Source organism: Porphyromonas gingivalis ATCC 33277 (assembly GCF_000010505.1).
Classification (GTDB): Bacteria; Bacteroidota; Bacteroidia; order Bacteroidales; family Porphyromonadaceae; genus Porphyromonas; species Porphyromonas gingivalis.
This window is the reverse complement of sequence record NC_010729.1, coordinates 1,984,870-2,005,260: the sequence shown is the minus strand read 5'-3', so window position 1 is coordinate 2,005,260 and position 20,391 is coordinate 1,984,870. Positions and strand designations below refer to the sequence as shown.

At 49.3% G+C, this 20,391-nt stretch carries 13 protein-coding genes; 9 read left to right on the top strand and 4 right to left on the bottom strand.

All coding sequences use genetic code 11. The features are described from left to right. Positions 1-19: 19 nt before the first annotated feature. The 6 genes from coaBC to PGN_RS08440 all read left to right on the top strand — a co-directional run bounded on the left by coaBC (position 20) and on the right by PGN_RS08440 (position 7,614). Positions 20-1,234 (top strand): bifunctional phosphopantothenoylcysteine decarboxylase/phosphopantothenate--cysteine ligase CoaBC, encoded by a 1,215-nt coding sequence (gene coaBC / locus PGN_RS08465; RefSeq protein ID WP_012458530.1) that lies wholly within the window; start codon positions 20-22, stop codon positions 1,232-1,234. Further along, on the top strand, positions 1,231-2,139 hold the full coding sequence (locus tag PGN_RS08460) for a DUF4835 family protein (protein ID WP_004583515.1): 909 nt from the start codon (positions 1,231-1,233) through the stop codon (positions 2,137-2,139). Before coaBC ends, PGN_RS08460 begins: the two co-directional genes overlap by 4 nt. Before the next feature lie 14 nt (positions 2,140-2,153). Then, positions 2,154-3,809, top strand: a complete 1,656-nt coding sequence (gene recN, locus PGN_RS08455; protein WP_012458529.1) for a DNA repair protein RecN — start codon at positions 2,154-2,156, stop codon at positions 3,807-3,809. Further along, a complete protein-coding gene (rlmB, locus tag PGN_RS08450; protein ID WP_012458528.1) occupies positions 3,806-4,555 on the top strand; it encodes a 23S rRNA (guanosine(2251)-2'-O)-methyltransferase RlmB in 750 nt (249 codons plus the stop codon). Before recN ends, rlmB begins: the two co-directional genes overlap by 4 nt. A gap of 25 nt (positions 4,556-4,580) precedes the next feature. Continuing rightward, a complete protein-coding gene (locus PGN_RS08445) occupies positions 4,581-4,961 on the top strand; it encodes a RidA family protein (RefSeq protein WP_012458527.1) in 381 nt (126 codons plus the stop codon). 1,450 nt (positions 4,962-6,411) lie between these two features. Beyond that, a complete protein-coding gene (locus PGN_RS08440) occupies positions 6,412-7,614 on the top strand; it encodes an aminopeptidase C (RefSeq protein WP_023847771.1) in 1,203 nt (400 codons plus the stop codon). A 116-nt stretch (positions 7,615-7,730) separates the two neighbouring features. Here the strand turns inward: PGN_RS08440 and PGN_RS08435 are convergent, their stop codons facing one another. From PGN_RS08435 to PGN_RS08425, 3 genes are read right to left on the bottom strand one after another with little or no spacing between them, the layout of a single operon-like run. Then, a complete protein-coding gene (locus PGN_RS08435) occupies positions 7,731-9,767 on the bottom strand; it encodes a M3 family metallopeptidase (RefSeq protein ID WP_012458524.1) in 2,037 nt (678 codons plus the stop codon). Between the two features lie 16 nt (positions 9,768-9,783). Further along, entirely contained in the window at positions 9,784-11,268 is a 1,485-nt protein-coding gene (locus PGN_RS08430) for a DUF3943 domain-containing protein (protein WP_012458523.1), read from the bottom strand. Next, the gene (locus PGN_RS08425) at positions 11,265-11,480 is read right to left on the bottom strand and encodes a Spi family protease inhibitor (RefSeq protein WP_012458522.1); all 216 of its coding nucleotides are present in this window, start codon (positions 11,478-11,480) and stop codon (positions 11,265-11,267) included. Before PGN_RS08425 ends, PGN_RS08430 begins: the two co-directional genes overlap by 4 nt. 550 nt (positions 11,481-12,030) lie before the next feature. Between PGN_RS08425 and PGN_RS08420 the strand changes: the two genes are divergently transcribed. The 3 genes from PGN_RS08420 to polA are packed head-to-tail and all read left to right on the top strand — an operon-like array spanning position 12,031 to position 19,168. Beyond that, entirely contained in the window at positions 12,031-14,334 is a 2,304-nt protein-coding gene (locus tag PGN_RS08420) for a cation:proton antiporter (RefSeq protein ID WP_012458521.1), read from the top strand. Further along, positions 14,331-16,337, top strand: a complete 2,007-nt coding sequence (locus tag PGN_RS08415; RefSeq protein ID WP_012458520.1) for an alpha amylase C-terminal domain-containing protein — start codon at positions 14,331-14,333, stop codon at positions 16,335-16,337. The genes PGN_RS08420 and PGN_RS08415 overlap by 4 nt, the downstream gene beginning before the upstream one ends. Before the next feature lie 50 nt (positions 16,338-16,387). Next, on the top strand, positions 16,388-19,168 hold the full coding sequence (gene polA / locus PGN_RS08410) for a DNA polymerase I (protein WP_012458519.1): 2,781 nt from the start codon (positions 16,388-16,390) through the stop codon (positions 19,166-19,168). A 146-nt stretch (positions 19,169-19,314) separates the two neighbouring features. Here polA and PGN_RS08405 read toward each other — a convergent pair whose 3' ends face one another. Next, a complete protein-coding gene (locus tag PGN_RS08405; RefSeq protein ID WP_231845237.1) occupies positions 19,315-20,070 on the bottom strand; it encodes a hypothetical protein in 756 nt (251 codons plus the stop codon). Positions 20,071-20,391 lie beyond the last annotated feature (321 nt).

The following is a 20,391-nucleotide window of genomic DNA, read 5'->3' as shown; positions in this document are numbered from 1 at the left end:
ACAAGAGAACTTCGTGCAGATGAAATCATCTTTGGCCGGTAAGCACATCGTCCTCGGTGTCACGGGGAGTATCGCAGCCTACAAGGCTGCCGTTTTGACCCGCCTGCTCATCAAAAAGGAGGCTGAAGTGCAAATAGTCATTACTCCTGCCGGCAAGGAGTTCATTACTCCCATCACCCTCTCGGCTCTGACTTCCAAGCCTGTCATCAGCGAATTTTTCTCCGGACGGGATGGTACATGGAACAGCCATGTGGATCTCAGTCTCTGGGCGGATGCTATGCTGATAGCTCCGGCCACAGCCTCTACGATAGGCAAGATGGCACATGGCATAGCCGACAATATGTTGGTAACCACTTACCTTTCCGCCAAGGCTCCCGTATTCGTGGCTCCGGCTATGGATTTGGACATGTTCCGACATCCGAGTACGCAGCACAATATGGAGATACTACGCTCTTATGGCAATCATATCATAGAGCCGGGTGAAGGCGAATTGGCCAGTCATTTGGTAGGAAAGGGGCGGATGGAAGAGCCGGAGTGCATTGTGGAGATATTGGAGGCTTTTTTCAAGGAGAACAATTGTAAGCCCCTCCTTGGGAAGAGAGCATTGGTTACAGCCGGCCCTACATACGAGAAACTCGATCCTGTACGTTTTCTCGGCAACTACTCTTCTGGAAAGATGGGCTTCTGCATAGCAGAACGTTTGGCCGAATTGGGGGCTTCGGTTACGCTTGTCACCGGCCCTACCACTATGCAGACAACTGTCGAAGGGATAGACCGTATCGATGTGGAAAGTGCCGTAGAGATGCTCGAAGCCTGTCGGAAACCTTTTGAAAAGGCCGACATAACCGTCTTGTCCGCAGCCGTGGCTGACTATCGTCCGGCAGAGCAGGCAGAGAAAAAGATGAAACGAGAGACCAAGGGCGACTTCGATCTTCGCTTGACTGCTAATCCGGATATAGCGGCTACGCTCGGAGCACTCAAACGTGCAGGACAGCGGTTGGTGGGTTTTGCCTTGGAGACGGACAGTGGGGAGCAAGAGGCTATGCGCAAGATGAAAGCCAAGCACTTGGATGCGATAGTACTGAATTCGCTTTCCGATGCGGGAGCCGGATTTGGAGTAGGTACGAATAAGATCACCATATTCGACAGTGAAGGCCGACCGTCGGACTATCCGCTCAAAAGCAAGGTCGAGGTGGCCGAAGATATTGTGGACTATATAATCGGATTGGTATGAGAAGGAGATTGTGGTGGGGCCTGTGGATCTGCCTGTTTTTCTATACGGCCTCTGCTGTAAGTCAGGAGTTGAATGCCAAGGTAACTATCAATAGCGAACGTCTCGGCAGTAATGCCAATGCGGAGACATTCAAGACATTGGAGCGTCAGCTCTCAGATCTCCTCAACCTGACTCGATGGACAACGGCCACATTCAGTTTTGCAGAGCGTATCGACTGCACCTTTTCCATCAACCTTACCGAAGTGAAAGACGAAAGTCAATACAAGGCCGAACTCTTTGTTACTTCTCGTCGCCCTATTTACAATTCCTCCTATTTTTCTCCTCAGCTTATTTGGCGAGATCAGGAACTGAACTTCGAATACAACCAGTTCGATCCCATCGAATATAATGAGACGGATCTGCAAAGTAATCTGGTTGCCTCCGTCGTATTCTATGCCTACTTTATATTGGCGATGGATTTTGATAGCTTCAGCCCTTTGGGAGGCAATTCGGCCCGTTCTATGATGCGTCAGATCGTAGCCAGAGCACAGGCCAAACAAGACTGGAGCGGCTGGAAAGCTTTTGAGAGTACCAAGAATCGCTATGCCCTTGCCGAGGCTATGAATGATGCCGAATTGGAGACTTTGCGCCGGTTTTGGTATGATTATCACCGACGAGCATTGGATGAAATGGTCGGCAATCCCAATCGTGGGCGCACTACGGTATTAGAGCTGTTGCCTCAGCTGGAAGCTGTTTACAAGGTACGTCCCATGTCGCCACTGCTTTCCATCTTTGCGGCTGTCAAGCTGGATGAGATCGTGAATATATTGTCGAAAGCCAATGCTTCGGAAAAGCAGGATGCGTATAAAGTACTGAATAAGGTATTTCCAACTGAAGGAAACAAGCTGAATCCGCTCAAAAAATAATCCTCTTTTTCGGGATGTTAGCCTCTTTGCATATTGCCAACTACGTTCTGATCGACCGGCTTGATATTGATTTTGCCCCTCATTTTTCTGTGATCACAGGGGAAACCGGTGCAGGAAAAAGTATTCTATTAGGTGCTTTGGGACTGCTTGTCGGGGGGCGTGCCGATACTTCAGCTATTGCACCCGGTACAGATCGCTGCATAGTAGAGGGGCGTTTTACCGGATTCGTTCCGGAGATGAAAGCCGTATTGGATCGCTACGACTTGGATTTCGATCCGGACGAATGCACTATCCGTCGCGAAATATCCTCCAAAGGCAAAAGTCGCGCTTTCGTAAATGATACGCCTGCTCCATTGACGGCTCTTCGCGAGCTGGCCGACTTCCTGATCGACATCCATTCTCAGCACAAAAATCTCCTGCTCGGCGACAGTTTGTTTCAGCTCAATGTGCTGGATGCATATAGCGGAAAACCCGACTTATATGCCCACTACAGCAAAGCTTACCGGGTGTATGCCGAAAGAAAACAAAAGTTGGAAGACCTTCGTAAGGCAGCCGCTGCGACAGCGTCGGAGTATGACTATTGGCAGTTTCGTTTTGAGCAGTTGGATAAGGCCGGTCTCGAATCGGGAGAAGAAGCTCGTTTGCAAGAAGAACAGGCTATGCTGACGCATGCCTTGGATATTAAAAGAGAGCTGGGGCATTCCTATAGCCTTCTCTCCGACGATGAGAGAGGACTACTGTCGGGTCTGAACAAAGTAGAGGATGCTTTGGCCACCATAGAGAGCTATTATCCCGACTCGGCTTCTTTTCGGCAGCGAGTACGCGATGTTCGAATAGAGTTGGCTGATATTGCATCGGATTTGGGGCGGCGTTCGGACGATGTCTCCTACGAGCCGGAAAGATTGAACGCTGTGACAGATCGGCTGGACGAAATTCTCTCGCTCCTGCATCGTTACAATGCCGATAGCAGCGATGCTCTCATTGCCATACGAGACGATCTGGCCGAACGCCTCTCAAGGATCAACACCGATGAAGAAGAGATAAGCCGACTTGAGCAAGAAGTCTTGGCCTTTTATAAAGAGATTGAGGCCCAAGCATCGTTGCTGACCGAAGAACGCATTCGGGCAGCCTCCGCTCTGGAAACCTCTTTGTGCGAATCCTTACGCAAGCTCAATATGCCTCATGTCCGTTTTGTCGTTGATATTCGCTCGACAGAATACGGCCCTCACGGAGCAGACAAGGTCGTTTTTTTGTTTTCGGCGAATAAGCAGATGGAGCCGGAGCCGGTATCGGAGATTGCCTCAGGAGGAGAGATTGCTCGCCTGATGTTGTGTCTGAAAGCTCTCATTGCGGACAAGCGTTCTTTGCCGGCCATCGTTTTCGATGAGATAGATACCGGCGTATCGGGTGAAGTGGCTGACCGCATGGGAGAGATAATGGCTCATATGGGACAAGGTATGCAAGTGCTCGCCATCACGCATCTGCCCCAAATAGCAGCTCGAGGGGAGCGGCACTACTTTGTCTATAAAGATGAAACAGGCGAACGGGCACGCACCTTCATTCGTGAATTGACTCCCGAAGAGCGAATACGAGAGATAGCCCGTATGCAAAGCGGAAACAACCTGACGGATGTGGCCTTGGCCGCAGCCAAAGAGCTTTTAGCAAGATGAAGAATGACAAAATGATATTCGGCCTGCACTCCATATCGGAGGCTTTCGAAGCAGGCAAAGAGATCGACAAGATCTTTATTCGGCGTGGTCTCAAGACTGAGCAGACCGAAGCAATCATTCGAGAGGCCGTAGAGCGGTGCGTACCGGTGATGCATGTGCCGATAGAGAAGCTGGACAGGCTTACCTCCAAGAATCACCAAGGGGTGGTGGCCATTCTTTCGGCTATCGAATATACCCGTTTGGATCAACTCATACCGATGCTCTATGAGGAGGGTAAGGCACCCTTCCTCTTGCTACTCGATGGTATCACCGATGTGCGGAACTTCGGGGCTATTGCTCGTACGGCGGAGTGTGCAGGGGTAGATGCCATCATCATTCCCGAAAGAGGAAGCATTTCGGTAGGAGGAGATGCTATCAAGACCTCTGCCGGAGCTTTGCATCGTATTCCGGTTTGTCGCGTGACTTCCATTCCCGGAGCCATCCGCAGCCTGCAAGAATACGGTATACGCATAGTCGCTGCTTCAGAGAAGGCTGCAGATCTATATACCGATGTACCCATGAAGCTGCCTTTGGGTATAGTCATGGGGGCGGAGGATGTCGGGCCATCACCTGATACGCTTAGGATGGCCGATGGCATAGTAGCTATTCCGCAGATGGGGGCTATAGGCTCATTGAACGTCTCCGTTGCGGCCGGCATTGTTATTTACGAAGTAGTGCGACAGCAAAGACTGCAATCATCAAATTAATAATCCAAATAAAAAACAGTACGTAATGAAAAAGGTAATCAACACGAAGAATGCACCGGTCGCAATCGGACCATACAGCCAGGCTATCCTGATGGGTAATATGCTCTATACTTCCGGACAATTAGGCCTTGATCCTGCCACAGGGAACTTTGTACCCGGCGGAGTAACAGAGCAGACCGAACAAGTATTCAAGAACATTCGAGCTATCCTCGAAGAAGCAGGACTCACAATCGCCAATGTGGTAAAGACCACTTGTTTTTTGGCCGATATGAGTGATTTTGCAGCGATGAATGCCGTTTATGAGAAACAATTCACCGGCGACTTTCCGGCTCGTTCTGCTGTTGCCGTTAAGACCCTGCCCAAGAATGGATTGGTGGAAATAGAGATCATAGCGATCAAAGACTGATCTTAGATCTCCCCCTCTGCATGGCGAGAGGCTGTGACGAAAGGAAATTCTCCTTCGCCATAGCCTCTTTCTTTATGCCAAAGCATCACAGTATAAGGGTGCTTCCGCTTATTCGGATGCCCCGGGGCTGATGCATTCAAACAGCGTTCTATAAGTTTTATAGTCGTTGAATGAGCCGTCAGTCATGTATTCAGTCTCTATCGGAAAGTCTCTTCATTGTCTCGGCTCCACAACGCAAAAAGTGTATCCTCTTGAGGCCTTTGCACAATAAGCAGGCATTTTATCCATTCATTTTATTGTGTGTCGGCCGATTGTTTTGTGTGTTTAACGTGAGTTCGATATAAAGGAATGGCACAACACATTGGTTATTAGTGTGTTTTATTTTCCACACAGTGTTTTTCAGGTACTTATATTGCTTTCAGATGGCTTTTTATCTACATCTGAAGCCCAATGACTTAGAAGCCGCCCCTTCTTCCCGATCATTATGCAGCCGGAGAATCACAAAAGAGTATGATTTACAGCTACTTGTTATTTTTATGGTATGTTCGCTTAGATCGAACTGGCGTGTGTTTATGGTATGATCAATGACACAAAACGATGGCACGACAAGGAAAATCATCCGACGAGAAGAGGTCTCATTCAGAGACGTCATGTCAGCGAATCGATATAGGAAAGCCCGGAATGTATTTTCGAGCCAAGTCGATATGCTCATACGAGAGGATACTATGGTCTCGCATGAGAGGATACTATGGTCTCCTATGAGAGGATACTATGGTCTCCTATGAGAGGATACTATGGTCTCACATGAGAGGATACTATGGTCTCCTATGAGAGGATACTATGGTCTCGCATGAGAGGATACTATGGTCTCCTATGAGAAGATACTATGGTCTATTGATGGAAGATGCTATCTGCTCTGTGTCGGATGGCAGGTTCGGGGAGTGGGAGGTTCCGTGTGAGCTGTTAAACCGATAGATGAGATTGTCACACGGCATTTTCCGGGAGATTTCATTGTCAATCGACTGTTTTTCTGTGTCGTTATAGATATGAATACCTCAGCTCCTCTATGACTTGTGCGACACGCTCTACGGGTGAAAACGATACCGAAAAGATACTTCTTGATAGCCTTCTCTTTTTGCAAAGGGCTCCAATAGTGAAAGCAACACACACTACAGAAAATTCCCCGAAGAGGCCGGCCTCTTCGACAGAGGGCTATTGTATTTGAAAGGTTGTACTCCGTATCCTTGGTCTCTTCCTTCTACAATTGGGATCTCTAACACATTAATTCGGGCTTATTCCGGACGGAGCATCATCAGGCCTATATGTGTGTTAACACTTCAAATGCGATCGCCCTGCCGGATGGACGATATTTGGGACTCGAATGGGTAGATATTCTTATATTTGCGACCATATGAGAAAATCACTCACTATTAAAAATCAAAAACATAGAATGAAGAAAACGCTTTTGCTCGCTGCGGTAGTTGTTTGCAGCGGTTTCGTCGTACAAGCTCAACAGAAGAGTGCAGACGTTGTAGAGAATCAGTTCACTACTATTAAAGAAGTGCCCATTACGCCGGTGAAAGATCAGGCCAACTCAGGTACATGCTGGTCATACTCTGCATTAGGATTCCTCGAAAGCGAAATCCTCCGTATGGGAAAGCCCGAAGTGGACTTGGCCGAAATGCACTCCGTAGCTCAATCATACAAGGACAAAGGCGAGAAGTATGTACGTATGCATGGGAAGCTGAACTTCGGACAGGGCGGTTCCTTCTACGATGTTCTCTATGTGGTGAAGCACTACGGCGTCGTTCCACAGTCTGTCATGCAGGGCTTGAACTATGGCACGAAGAAGAATGCTCACAGTGAATTGGCAGACGGTGCTCTGGCCTACCTCAAGGCTATCGTGACGAATCCTAATGGCAAGCTCACTCCTGCATGGAAAAAAGCCTATGATGGGATCATCGACAGCTACCTCGGCACATGTCCTGAAACTTTCACTTATGAAGGTAAGACCTACACGCCGAAGAGCTTTGCTCAGTATCTCGGTCTTAATGTCGATGACTATGTGTCGCTGACTTCTTATACGCATCATCCTTTTTACACACAGTTTGCCCTCGAAATCGAAGACAACTGGCGCGGCTCTCTCTCCTATAATATGCCCATCAACGAGCTGATGGAGACTATGGAATATGCCATCAACAACGGCTATTCCATCGCATGGGGTTCGGACGTAAGCGAAGTGGGCTTTACGCGTGATGGTATCGGCGTATTGGCCGACGTAGAAGGTATCGAAGCCAAAGGGTCGGATCAGGATCGTTGGGTAGGATTGAGCCGTGCCGAGAAGCAGGCAGAGATCATTCGTACGGTTAATAGTGCCGATTGTCCTGAAATCAACCCCACTCAAGAGTTCCGTCAGAAAGGTTACGATGAGTATAGCCTCACCGATGACCACGGTATGGTTATCTACGGTATCGCCAAGAATCAGAATGGACGCAAGTTCTTCATGGTGAAAAACTCATGGGGCGAAACCGGTAAGTACAAGGGTATCTGGTATGCTTCTTACAACTTCGTAGCCGGTAGGACAATGAATATCATCGTACACAAGAAGGCCATCCCTGCAGCCATCGCCAAGAAGCTCGGCATTCGCCAGTAAATCATATCCCCTGTATTTCAGACACAGGTTTCCAAAACAGGATAAAAACAGTAAGCCCGAAAGCGACACGCTTTCGGGCTTACGTTTTACGTGGTATTGAGACCGCATAAATGAGGCTAAACCAAGCCGGTACGCTTCAGCAGGGGAGCAATGTCCGGCTCATGTCCACGGAAAGCTACATACAGCTCCATGGCATCGGCCGTATCGCCTCTCTCCAATATCTCACGGCGGAAACGACCGGCTACCTTGCGATCGAAAATACCCACTTCCTTGAAAGCTGCGAAAGCATCGGCATCCAGCACTTCCGCCCATTTGTAACCATAGTATCCGGCTGCATAGCCTCCCGAGAATATATGACCGAAGGCCGTGCTCATCACGGCATTCGGGGGCGAAGGAGGTAGGATAAGGGCTTTCGACCAAGCAGCCTCTTCAAAAGCCTTGATGTCTAATTTGTCATCCACCGGAGCAGACAATCCATGCCATGCCATGTCGAGATAGCCGAAGCTGAGCTGACGGCATGCACCGCTTGCTGCGAGGTAATTTCGTGCCGAGAGGAGTTTTTCCACCAATTCGGTAGGCATAGGTTCGTCCGTTATATAATGGTGGGCAAAGGTGTCGAGGAACTCCTTCTCCGTCAGCCAGTTTTCCATTATTTGGCTGGGAAGTTCCACGAAGTCACGGGCTACCGAGGTGCCGGACAAGGAGCTGAAGCGGCATTTGGACAGCATGCCGTGCAGGGCATGACCGAATTCGTGCAGGAAAGTCTCCACCTCACCTGCTGTCAGGAGCGAGGGTTTGTCCGCCGAAGGAGGGGTGAAGTTCATCACGATGATGATGTGCGGGTGCTGATGTTCGGACTGGTCTCGGAGGTTGTTCATCCATGCTCCGTTTTGCTTGCCTTCGCGTGGAAAGAAATCCGTGTAGAGCAGACCGATATAAGAGCCGTCTTCGTCCGATACTTCGTACACCTTTACATCCGGATGATAGACCGGCACATCCGTCCGTTCGGAGAAATGAAGTCCGTACAGCCGGTTGGCCAAGCCGAAGATACCACGTGTGACGCGCCCTAATTCGAAGTACGGGCGCATCATCTCATCGTCCAGATCGTAGTGGGCCTGTTTGTACTGTTCCGAGAAGTATGCCCAATCCCATGGTTGTATCGTGAAGTTATCGACTTCGGATGTCTTGTCGGCAGCCCATTTGCGGATCATCTCCAATTCATCTGTCGCTTTGGGCTTGTATGCATCCAGTAGTTTGTCCAGTAGTTCTTGGACAGCCTTGGGGTTCTTGGCCATCCTGTCATGAAGAGCAAAGTGGGCGAAGGTATCGTAACCCAGGAGTTGTGCCTCCTCGAGACGGCCGTTTACCATTCTACGGATCAGAGCTTCGTTGTTATACTCATTGTCTACGAAGCCGACACACATTTTCGCTTCATACATCTGCCGGCGCAGGTTCCCATCGGGACAATGCTTCATAAAAGCAAAGTAGCTCGGAGCAGAAAGGTCGAAAAGCCAACCCTCCGTATAGCCCTCTCGCCGGGCTTTCTCCGAAGCAAGAGCAAGAGCCGTCTCGGGCATCCCGACCACAGCCGCCGGATCGCTGAGGTGGAGTTTGTAGCGTTTCTCGTCCTTGAGCACATTCTGTCCGAATGTCAATGAGGCCATACTCATCTCTTCGGACAGGGTACGCAGCCGGTCTTTTTTCTCTGTGGGGAGTAGTGCTCCGCTATCGACAAAGCCCCGATAGCAATTATACAGAAGGCGTTTTTCTTCATCCGAGAGCTTTTCTTTCTCATCGCTCTCCCATACGGTTCGGATGCGCACGAACAAGGGTTCGCTCAGGGCTATATCCGTACTGAGACGGGTCAGTTCGGGCATTATCTCCTGGGAGAGATTCATCAGTTCGTCGTTGCTGTCGGCGTGCAGGAGATTAAAGAAAGCTCCACAGACAAGCTCCAGCTTTTCACCGCAAAGCTCTAATGCCAAAATCGTATTGGCAAAAGTCGGCGGTTCGGTACTGTTGATGATGGTATCTGCTTCTGCCCGTTTTTCCGCTAAGGCATGGGCAAATGCTTCCTTGAAGTCTGCTATCGAAATTTTGTCGAAAGGGTAACTGCCGAAAGGCGTATCAAAGGGTTGTAAGAGGGGATTCATTATTAGGGTTGGGGAATTAGAAGTGAAATCCGACACGCAGCTGTATGTCGCCGGTATCGAATGATACGTTAGGGTAGAATTGATAGGCTGTTTTGCGGATGAAACGGCGAGCGACGATGGCTACATGCCAGGGGCCAGGATGAAATGCGAACTCGGAACTCGTCACCAGTAGGCGTGCCTTGCTTTCGTCCCCCTGCACCATAAAAGAGCTGACATCGGTATTTTTCTGGTGCGGCTCTTCATATCCGATCCATGTGTAGAGCCGATAGCTTTCGACTCCCAAGAGCCAGCTCCACAGATCATTGTACGTAGCGCCAAGGTATAGCTTGCCGCTCAATCCGCTGCCGAGGTTATAGTCCCGATTGTCCACGTTGTAGTGATCCGACAGACTGGCTCCCATTGGGACGACATTCAGGTAGGTCTCGGCATATAGCTCCAGAGGACGTCGTCGAAATTTTCCGTGGTGCTGGAAGATAAGACCGCCTCCCAGAGCTGCCACTTGCGAGATACGGTATGGGGTGACGAGTACCTCCTCCGAATTTTTGCTTATTCGTTTTTCCGAATTGTAGTAGTCGAAGTGCTGAAAGAGACCTCCCACCAAAACCGTTCGTTCGTGTGCGAGCAGTTGGCATCCGCTTAGGATTCCGATCAGATTGATCTGGCTCAGCAGAGGTTGCGATTCGGAGAAACTCAATCCGGCTTTGAATTGGAAGAAATCGTATGGAGAGAAAGTTTCGCTTCGGAATGGATCGCCGTAGTCGAATCTCAGATTCAGGGTCAGAGCCGTGGCACCGGTTCGGGCATGCCGCTTGTCTGCCAAAAAGCGAAAGCCGGCATCGACGACTATGTTTATGGGGACAGACTGAAATATCTGTCCGCTGCGACTCGCGACAGAAGTCACCTCTCCTGCTGTCAGACGGTTGAGAAAGCGCATCGGATTGATCAGAGCGATAGCCACCTCGCGCCCCGTACGTTCCCACCCTGTGGTACGATTGTCGATGAGCAGGTCCGACAGCCTGTGCCCCATCTCCCCCAAAGCTATACCGCCTATGGTGGTGGCACAGAGGTCGTTGATACTCGGTGGCTCGTTTTCCATAAGCAGCTCCCACATGAGACTGCCAAAGAAGGCAAACGGAGCAGAGTGCCTGAAGCTCAAACCGTTCGCCCTCGCTGCATTGAAATAGAGCGATCCGTGATAAGGATGTGCGAAGAGGTTGGTGACAAACTTGTCATTGTCCCAGCCAAAGCCTGTTTGGAAATTGCTCTTGATAGTCTGCCAACTGATGTCTGCAAAGTCCTCGTTCATGATGAAATGATCGAAGCCCCATACGGCCAGATTGACGCCTATCGTTTTACCGATGGCGCGCCAAGGACGCTTGGGCAGAGAGAAAAGCGAATCGGTGTCCAACTCGATTCCCTGCACCATCGGAAACCGCTGAGCAGAAAGGCTGATGGAAGAGAGTATGTACAGCAGTAACAGCGATAGAAACCTTCTTTTCATCTTTGTTCTGGTGCCGGCTCGTAGTCGAACCGCTCTTCTCGGCTGTAACCGAGTATCTGCGTAGGAACATTTGTTCCGGAGGATACGAGGACAAACCCTTCCCGATCGCCTATGTCAAAAGCGGATGCAGGGATGGCCGGAGGAAGTGCTGATCGGGAAAGAGTGAGAGTCTCTCTGTCGGGAAAGAGCTGTCTTGTATATTTTCGTTTCATAAGAATAGACGAAGATAAACAAATCTATCTCAGTTTTCGGTGCAACTTTCGGTTGGAAATACGAATGAAAGGACAAAAGAGAGTGAAAAACTTTTCCCCGATGTCGATTCCCCCAATCACTGTTGTGTACTGAAAAAAGTTGACTGTTGAATTGCTCGGGACTCATTCTTCTATAGTGTTTCGGAGCAATATTCCAAGCCACTCTTTATTGTGCATATAAAGAAATATATTTGCGTATATAAGGAAATTTATTTCCGTATATACGAAAATTTATCGGAGTATATACGAAAATATATTTCTGCATATGCGGAAATCTCGCGACCTTCGTGGTGCGATAAAAACGCGCTACTGTGTACTGAAAAAAGTTGACAGTTGGGATGTGCGGGATTCATATAAGTTTACACACATATCCGGTTAGTCCTATGCAGGGGTTACAACTGTCGGTCGGTATTTCCCCTTGGGTTTACACAACAACGCCCCCCCAAAAAACATTTAGGACACTATTGGGTTTTTAGTACCTTTAGCCTGTGATAATATTCAGATCTGCTACATGAAACAATCGGGGACGGCTGCACACAAGCTAACGATATTCTATGTCGGTATGCTTCTTCTCTTTTTGATCGGACTTTGGCTTTTCGCCACTATCGGGAAAGAGTTGGAAACCAATGTAGTCGACAAAGCGATGTCCCTTCGAGGGCGAGGTGGATTGGTCGGTGCTTTCGATTCTTTCAGCGAATCGGTACATCACCATTTCACGGACACTATCGGTGTCTTGTTGTTGCAGATCATCGTTATTCTTACGGTGGCGAGGCTCGTGGCGTGGTTTTTCGGGAAAATCGGCCAGCCCACTGTAATCGGTGAAATCGTGGCGGGAATACTCCTCGGCCCATCTCTCTTGGGAGCGGTTTGGCCGGAGGCTTATGAAGTCCTTTTCCCCTTGTCCGCTTTGGCCAATCTGGAGCTGCTCAGTCAGTTCGGCCTCATCCTGTTTATGTTTGTCATTGGCATGGAGCTGAATATCAATGACATTAAGCCTCGCTTCAGCCAGTCGATGATCATCAGTCATGCAGGTATCTTTATCCCCTTTCTCTTAGGCTTGCTGATCAGCTATATGACATATAAGGATTATGCAGCCGATACCACGACTTTTCTCCCCTATGGCCTCTTTATCGGTATCTCGATGAGCATCACGGCTTTTCCCGTATTGGCCAGAATCATACAAGAGCGTCAATTAGGGAAAAGCCATCTCGGGATGCTTTCTATCAGTACAGCTGCAGCAGGGGATATTTCTGCATGGTTGATGCTCGCCGGAGTAATGGCCATTACGCAGAGTGGCAGCTTTCTCAGTGCCATATACAACTTTCTCTTCCTCATCCTGTACCTCTTGGTTATATTCGGACTTGTGCGACCTTTCTTCAAGGTGATCGGACGACTTTATGACAATCAGGAGGTCGTGAGCAAGACGATGATCGGCTTTATTTTCGTTTTGCTATTGGCAAGTGCCTACGCTACGGAACTATTGAGTATGCATGCCCTTTTCGGAGCTTTCATGCTCGGATTGGTAATGCCCGAGAATGTCCAATTCCGCAAGATTTTGACAGAGAAGGTAGAAGACGTTTCTCTCACCCTTTTTCTCCCCCTGTTTTTTGTCAGTTCCGGTTTGCAAACGAAGTTGGGGTTGCTGGACAGTGCCTCCCTGTGGCTACTGACAGGTGCTTTCACCTTGATTGCCATTATCGGCAAATTCGGCGGTACGTATGTGGCTGCAAGGTTCTGTGGAGAGAGGAAGAAAGCATCGCTTTACTTAGGGGCGTTCATGAATACGCGTGGCCTGATGGAGCTTGTCGTACTGGCCATCGGACGCGAGCTTGGCATCCTCCCCCCGGTTATATTCACAATTCTGGTGATGATGACCCTGATCACCACTTTCATGACGACTCCCCTGCTCCGACTCATAGATCTTTTCTTCAAACGCGAGACCGAGCTTGAGAATGCAGCACTTCAGAAAGAGAATAGCGGGGCCGTATTGCTTTCGTTCGGAAGGGCTTCGAGTGGTGCACATTTGCTTCATGCCACAGACCTCTTGATGCATCGGGGCGATGAGAAACCCTCTGTTACGGCTCTTCATATCACTGTCGGGAGCGACACGAATCTGACTTCTTCGGAAGTATATGAAGAAAGAGCTTTTGCTCCTATCCGAGAAGAAAGCGATCGCAGACGACTCCCCATCAGAACACTGCATCACCACATGTTCGAGCATCCGGAGGCTGAGGTAGTACGTACGGTCAATGCCGGTGGATATAGCTTCTTGCTTGTCGGTGCAGGGATCAATTTGTCCGATCGTAAGAGTGACAGGGAATTGCTGTATTTCCGCAAAAAACTGCAGAGAAAGTTAGGCCCTATCTCCATAGCCACTCCGGAAGCTCTCTTGAATGCGCATGAAATGCTGAGAGACAAGATGCACTACTTCATCGAGCAGACGCAATGCAGTGTGGGTATTTTTATTCATCGTGGATTCAAGCATGCGGGTAAGGTCTTGCTCCTGATGGAGAATGAAGGTGACGAAGAACTCCTCTCTTATGCTCGTTCGTTGGCTCGCAACAATGGCAGTGTGCTCGATGTACTACCCGAGACTGATGGTTTACCGCCGACTCTATCCATGGGAGAAAACAGACTGAAAGCCGGATTGCCATCGACAATCAATATCAGCAGCTACCACTTTATGCTCGTCAGCTACCGCTATTGGTTGCGTTTTGCCGGTGAGTGTCCGAGTGTGATCGAGCACTTGCCCTCTACCATCATTATCCATCATCGAAATGACCGCTCTTCGACATTGAAAGCTACAATGATATGAGAATAATCGAACAAGATCCTTGGCTGCGCCCATATGAATCAGTAATAGAAAGCAGACTGAAGTATGCTCGCAAACGAGAGACGGATTTGACCGGAGGAAGATCCGGCGGATTGAGCAACTTCGCCAATGGACATCTCTATTACGGTCTTCATCAGGACGGGGATTCGTGGGTGATTCGTGAGTTCGCGCCCGAAGCCACGGCCGTATATCTGATCGGCGAACTTTCGCGCTGGCGTAGATTGCCACAGTTTCGGTTTGCGCCTGTGGATGAAGCGGGTTCATGGGAATTGCGACTTCCATGCCGACTGCTTCCGCATGGCTCTCGCTACAGGCTCTTCTTCGAATGGCCCGGTGGCGAAGGAGAGAGGATACCGGCTTGGTGCAACCGTGTAGAACAGGATCCTGAAACTTATCTTTTCTACGCCCAAGTGTGGGTGCCGGATACTCCCTATGAAATGAAACACCCTCATCCTAACCGTAAGGACGAGCCTTTGCTAATTTATGAATGTCATATCGGGATGTCGTCCGAGGAGGAGAAGGTCAGCACATACGAAGAGTTTCGACGGAATATCCTCCCCCGTATCTGCAAGGACGGCTATAATGCCATACAGCTCATGGCGATACAGGAGCATCCTTATTACGCGTCGTTCGGCTATCATGTGTCGAGTTTCTTTGCTCCGAGCAGTCGTTTTGGAACGCCCGAAGATCTCAAGCGTCTGATTGATGAAGCCCACGCTCTCGGCCTCTACGTGATCATGGATCTGGTGCATTCGCATGCAGTCAAGAACGAGGTCGAAGGCTTGGGCTTGTATGACGGCACGCATACCCTTTTCTTCCATGAAGGCAATCGCGGACTCCATCCGGCTTGGGATTCGTATTGCTTCGACTATGGTAAGGACAACGTACTGCACTTCCTCCTTTCCAACTGCAAATACTGGCTGACAGAGTTTGGATTCGACGGCTTCCGTTTCGATGGTGTGACGTCCATGCTATACTATAGTCATGGACTCGGTGATAGGTTCGACAATTACGACAGCTATTACAACGGCCATCAGGACGGCGATGCTATTGCCTATCTGATCTTGGCCAACAAACTCATTCACGAACTTTGCCCCGATGCAATCACGATAGCCGAAGAGGTAAGCGGCATGCCCGGATTAGCTCTTCCCTTGGCAGATGGGGGATATGGCTTTGACTACCGTTTAGCCATGAATATCCCCGATTTCTGGATCAAGCTCATCAAAGAGCATCGAGACGAAGACTGGAATCCCGGCGACATCTGGTATCAACTGACCAATCGCCGTCAGGAGGAAAAGACGATCAGCTATGCCGAGAGTCATGATCAGGCTTTGGTCGGGGACAAGACAATCATATTTCGCCTGATCAATGCCGATATGTATTGGTATATGAACAAGCAGAGTTGTGTACATAGCGTGGACAGAGGCATTGCACTGCTGAAGATGATCCGTCTCTTCACTGCCACGACGATGAATGGTGGTTATCTCAATTTCATGGGCAATGAATTCGGACATCCCGAGTGGATAGACTTCCCTCGCGAAGGGAATGGCTGGTCGTACAAGTATGCCCGCAGGCAGTGGAGTCTGGCCGATAGTCCTTTCTTGCGCTATGCAGGTCTGCACTTGTTTGATCAGGATATGATAGCCATGATACGATCGGTGGAGAGCTTTCACAAACTCCCATTGCGCGAATACTGGCTCAAGAGAGAAGAGCAGGTGATCTGTTACGGTCGAGGCAATTTCTTCTTCGTTTTCAATTTTCACCCCGAACGTTCTTATTCGGATTATCCCATCCCTCTTCCGGCCGGTAAGTATTCGGTAGCGATGAGTACCGATGCACGGAAGTACGAAGGTTTCGGTCGTGTGGACGAATGGGTGGAGCATTTTACTCTTCCGGATGGGAGTAAAGATCGGTTTACCCATGAACAGTATTTGAACCTCTATCTGCCGGCTCGCTCTGCTCTCATCCTGAAGTTTACCGAATGACAGCTTCCACCTCTCCTTTTTTCAAATCTCCCCTCTAACTAAGATTCGATATGACCGAGCGACTTTTCCTTCTTGATGCTTATGCTCTCATCTTTCGTGCCTATTATGCTTTCATCCGTAGTCCGCGGATCGACTCTACCGGTCGTGACACCGGAGCTGTATTCGGCTTTGCCCTGACCTTATTGGATATACTGGAGAAGGAGTCGCCAGAGCATATTGCCGTGGTTTTCGATCCTCCGGGAGGTAGTTTTCGTCATCGCGAGTATGCAGAGTACAAGGCTCAACGAGAGGAAACGCCGGAAGGTATTCGCATCGCCGTTCCGTTGATTAAAGAGATGTTGGCCGCTTTCCGTATTCCTGCTGTAGAAGTGCCGGACTTTGAAGCAGACGACACGATAGGTACTTTGGCCAAACAAGCCGAAGAGCAAGGGCTTGCCGTCAGAATGGTAACGCCCGATAAGGATTTCGGCCAGCTGGTGTCGGAGCGAATCAAGATCTATCGACCTAAGTCGGGTGGTGGCTATGAAACATGGGGGCCGGCAGAAGTCTGCGAAAAGTTCGGACTTTCCATCCCCGGGCAAATGATAGATTACCTCGGCCTCGTGGGAGACAGCTCGGACAATATACCCGGATGTAAAGGCATTGGAGCGAAAACAGCTGAGAAGCTACTGGCTGAGTATGGAAGCATAGACGGCATATACGCCCACCAAGATGAATTGAAAGGAGCTGTAGCCAAGAAAATTCAGGAGGGGGAAGAGCAAACGCGCTTCTCGCGCTACTTGGCCACCATCCGCACGGATGCTCCTATTGTTTTCGATTCCGAAGCCTATCGACGTACTTCGCCCGATATGGCAGCCGTTCGTGAATGCTTCGCTGCACTGGAATTTCGCACTTTGCTGAAACGGTTGGAGAGTACACCTGCCGATGCCCCTGCGACAGACCTGTTTGCCGGCATGGTACAGGCACAAGAGCCTCCGACAGATTTGTTCGGAGAAGGCACCGATGCTACAGGACTTCCTCTAAAGAAACTGACAGACGTACCACATGAATATACGATTCTCGAAACCGAGGAAGAGATAGCGGATTGCATCCGAATGTTCTCTTCCACACCTTGTTTCTCATTCGACACAGAGACCGACTCGAAAGATGCACTTCGGGCCAATATCGTTGCCATCACGCTATGTGCCGAGTCGGGACGGGCTTTCTTCATACCGCTGCCGGAAGACGAAGAAATCGGAAAACGCAGATTAGATCTCTTGCGTCCGCTTTTTGCCGATACAGCTATCGGCAAAGTCGGTCAGAATATGAAGTATGACATCCAAGTACTCTCCCGATATGGTATAGAAGTACGCGGACAGCTATTCGATACGATGATAGCACACTACCTCCTCTTTCCCGATCTCCGCCACAATATGGATGAGATGGCGGAGACGTTGCTGGGCTATCGCACCATCCACTACTCGGATCTTGTCGGAAGCGACAAACAGGAGGTGCACATCCGTCAGGTACCATTGCAGAATCTGGCAGACTATGCCATGGAAGACGCCGATATTACTTGGCAGCTATATGAACGCCTCAATGCTATGCTCTCCGAGGCCGGGATGACCTCCTTATTCGAAAGTATAGAGATGCCACTCGTGCCGGTGCTTGTCGATATGGAACGCTCCGGCGTAAAGCTGGACACGGAGGTGCTCCGACGCACAGCTTCCAGACTTGGCGAAGAGATGCAGCGAATCGAAGATGAAATCTACCGTTTGGCCGGACACTCATTCAATATCAACAGTCCCTCTCAAGTGGGAACCGTGCTCTTCGAGGAACTGCAAATTACCGAAAAGCCCAAAAAGACGAAGTCCGGCAGCTACTCTACAAACGAAGAAATTCTGGTCAAGCTACAGGAAAAGCATCCCATCGTGCGTCTCATACTGGACTATAGAGGAATCAAAAAACTACTCAGTACCTATGTAGAAGCTCTGCCGGAGATGCGCTACCCCGATGGTAAGCTGCATACCTCGTTCAATCAGACCGTCGCTACCACGGGACGTCTCTCCAGCAGCAATCCTAATCTGCAAAACATTCCGATCCGGACCGAAGTCGGGAGGGGGCTGAGGGCTGCTTTCGTACCGGACAATGACGAATGTATTTTCATGAGCGCAGACTATTCTCAGATCGAGCTGCGGCTGATGGCGCATCTGAGTGAAGACGAGAGCTTGATACAGGCTTTCCTCCATGGAGAAGACATCCACCGAGCCACAGCCTCCAAAATATACAGGCTGCCTCTTGTAGAAGTCACGGATGACATGCGCCGCCGAGCTAAAACGGCCAACTTCGGGATCATCTACGGCATCTCTGCTTTCGGGCTTAGCGAACGGCTCAATATCTCCCGTACAGAAGCCAAGGCCTTGATCGAAGGTTACTTTGCCTCTTACCCGGGGGTTAAAGCGTATATGGATCGGAGTATTGCCGAAGCCAAGCGACAGGGCTACGTCACCACACTGTTCGGTCGCAAGCGATTCCTCCGGGACATAAACAGTGCCAATGCCGTCGTCCGCGGCTATGCAGAGCGGAATGCCATCAATGCCCCTATACAAGGCTCTGCTGCCGACCTGATCAAGCTGGCGATGATCAGAATACACGAGGAAATCACTGAGCGTAAGCTGCGGAGCCGAATGATCCTGCAAGTGCACGACGAACTCAACTTCAACGTTCTTCGTCCTGAAGCTGCAGAAGTTCGCGAGCTTGTACGCTCGTGTATGGAGGGGGTGATGCCCTCTTTGCGTGTTCCTCTGATAGCCGAGATCGGCGAAGGAGCCAATTGGCTGGAGGCGCACTGACGCCATTTTCCACCTGATATAATCCCGAATAGTCCCATGGACAGTTGTATAAAAACGAAAATCACAGCGAACCTCAATTCGCTGTGATTTTCGTTGGTTATACCCGACAAGCCTAATGCCTATCAGGTATACAAGATTACTCAGAATTAGATAGCCAGCTTGATGCTCTTAGCACCTACACGGAGGATATACATGCCCTTCTGAGGAGCTGCAATCGTTTCGCTAACGCCGGTATAAACAACCTTACCGTTCATGTCGAACAGAGATACCTGACGACCATTAGCTCCGGCTACATAGATAACGCCATTCTGAACATAAGCATTAGCCTTGTCGTTGGTGAGAACAGCCTCAACACCTTCACCCTTCTTCAAATGAACAACGACATAGATGTTATAATTTAAGGTAGGAACTGCTTGATGAAGAGATTCGAACGGAGGGAAAGAAGCACCACCATCTTCTGATATAGAAACCAAATCTCCATAACCATCAACAGCAGGACCCTTATCACATCCGATAGGATGTCCACCTGCGGTATTAGCAATATAACCAACTATGTAATTCTTGCCGGCTTCAATCTTGACACCAGTCTTGAGAGCAAGATTATTGATAGTCTGCATTACGGGATCACTATCTTCTGATTGGCCCAAAATGGTCATATCATCAGCCCATACTGTAGATGTGTACTTGCACGCTTGATGTCCAGGGAAGAAATCAACACTCATGATCTCCCAGCCTACATAGTTTTCGAGATCATCGGTGTCAAATTTCGCTGCAGCAGCTATGATTGCAGAATTACCTGTCCCAATGCAGTCAACTTGCCCTGCCAATTCTCCACAAACCTGAATAGTGGCTTCCTCACGAGGTTGCTGTACTGAATTGTTCTGTACTTTGATTGTGCTCAAAGACTGAGCACTTGCAAAACTGACTGCTCCCAAAAGAGCAGCACCAATAAGTAATGCTTTTTTTTTTCTTTCGTTTGTTTTTTGTTAAGTTATACTTATTAGACGAAGTGACGAAAGCCATGAGCTTCCACTACTTCTATTCTCTGTTTTCTTTTTTAGTTTGTCTTTATGCCGAAGACGAAGAAAAAGTTTATTCATCTTTTTTACCGGCACCGACTCCGCAAATATAGGAAATAATTCAAATGGACGCTTCGCACTCCTCTCAATATTGTTTCACAAACCATATTTATGTGTCAGATTATCCATGTTTGATTAGTTTTA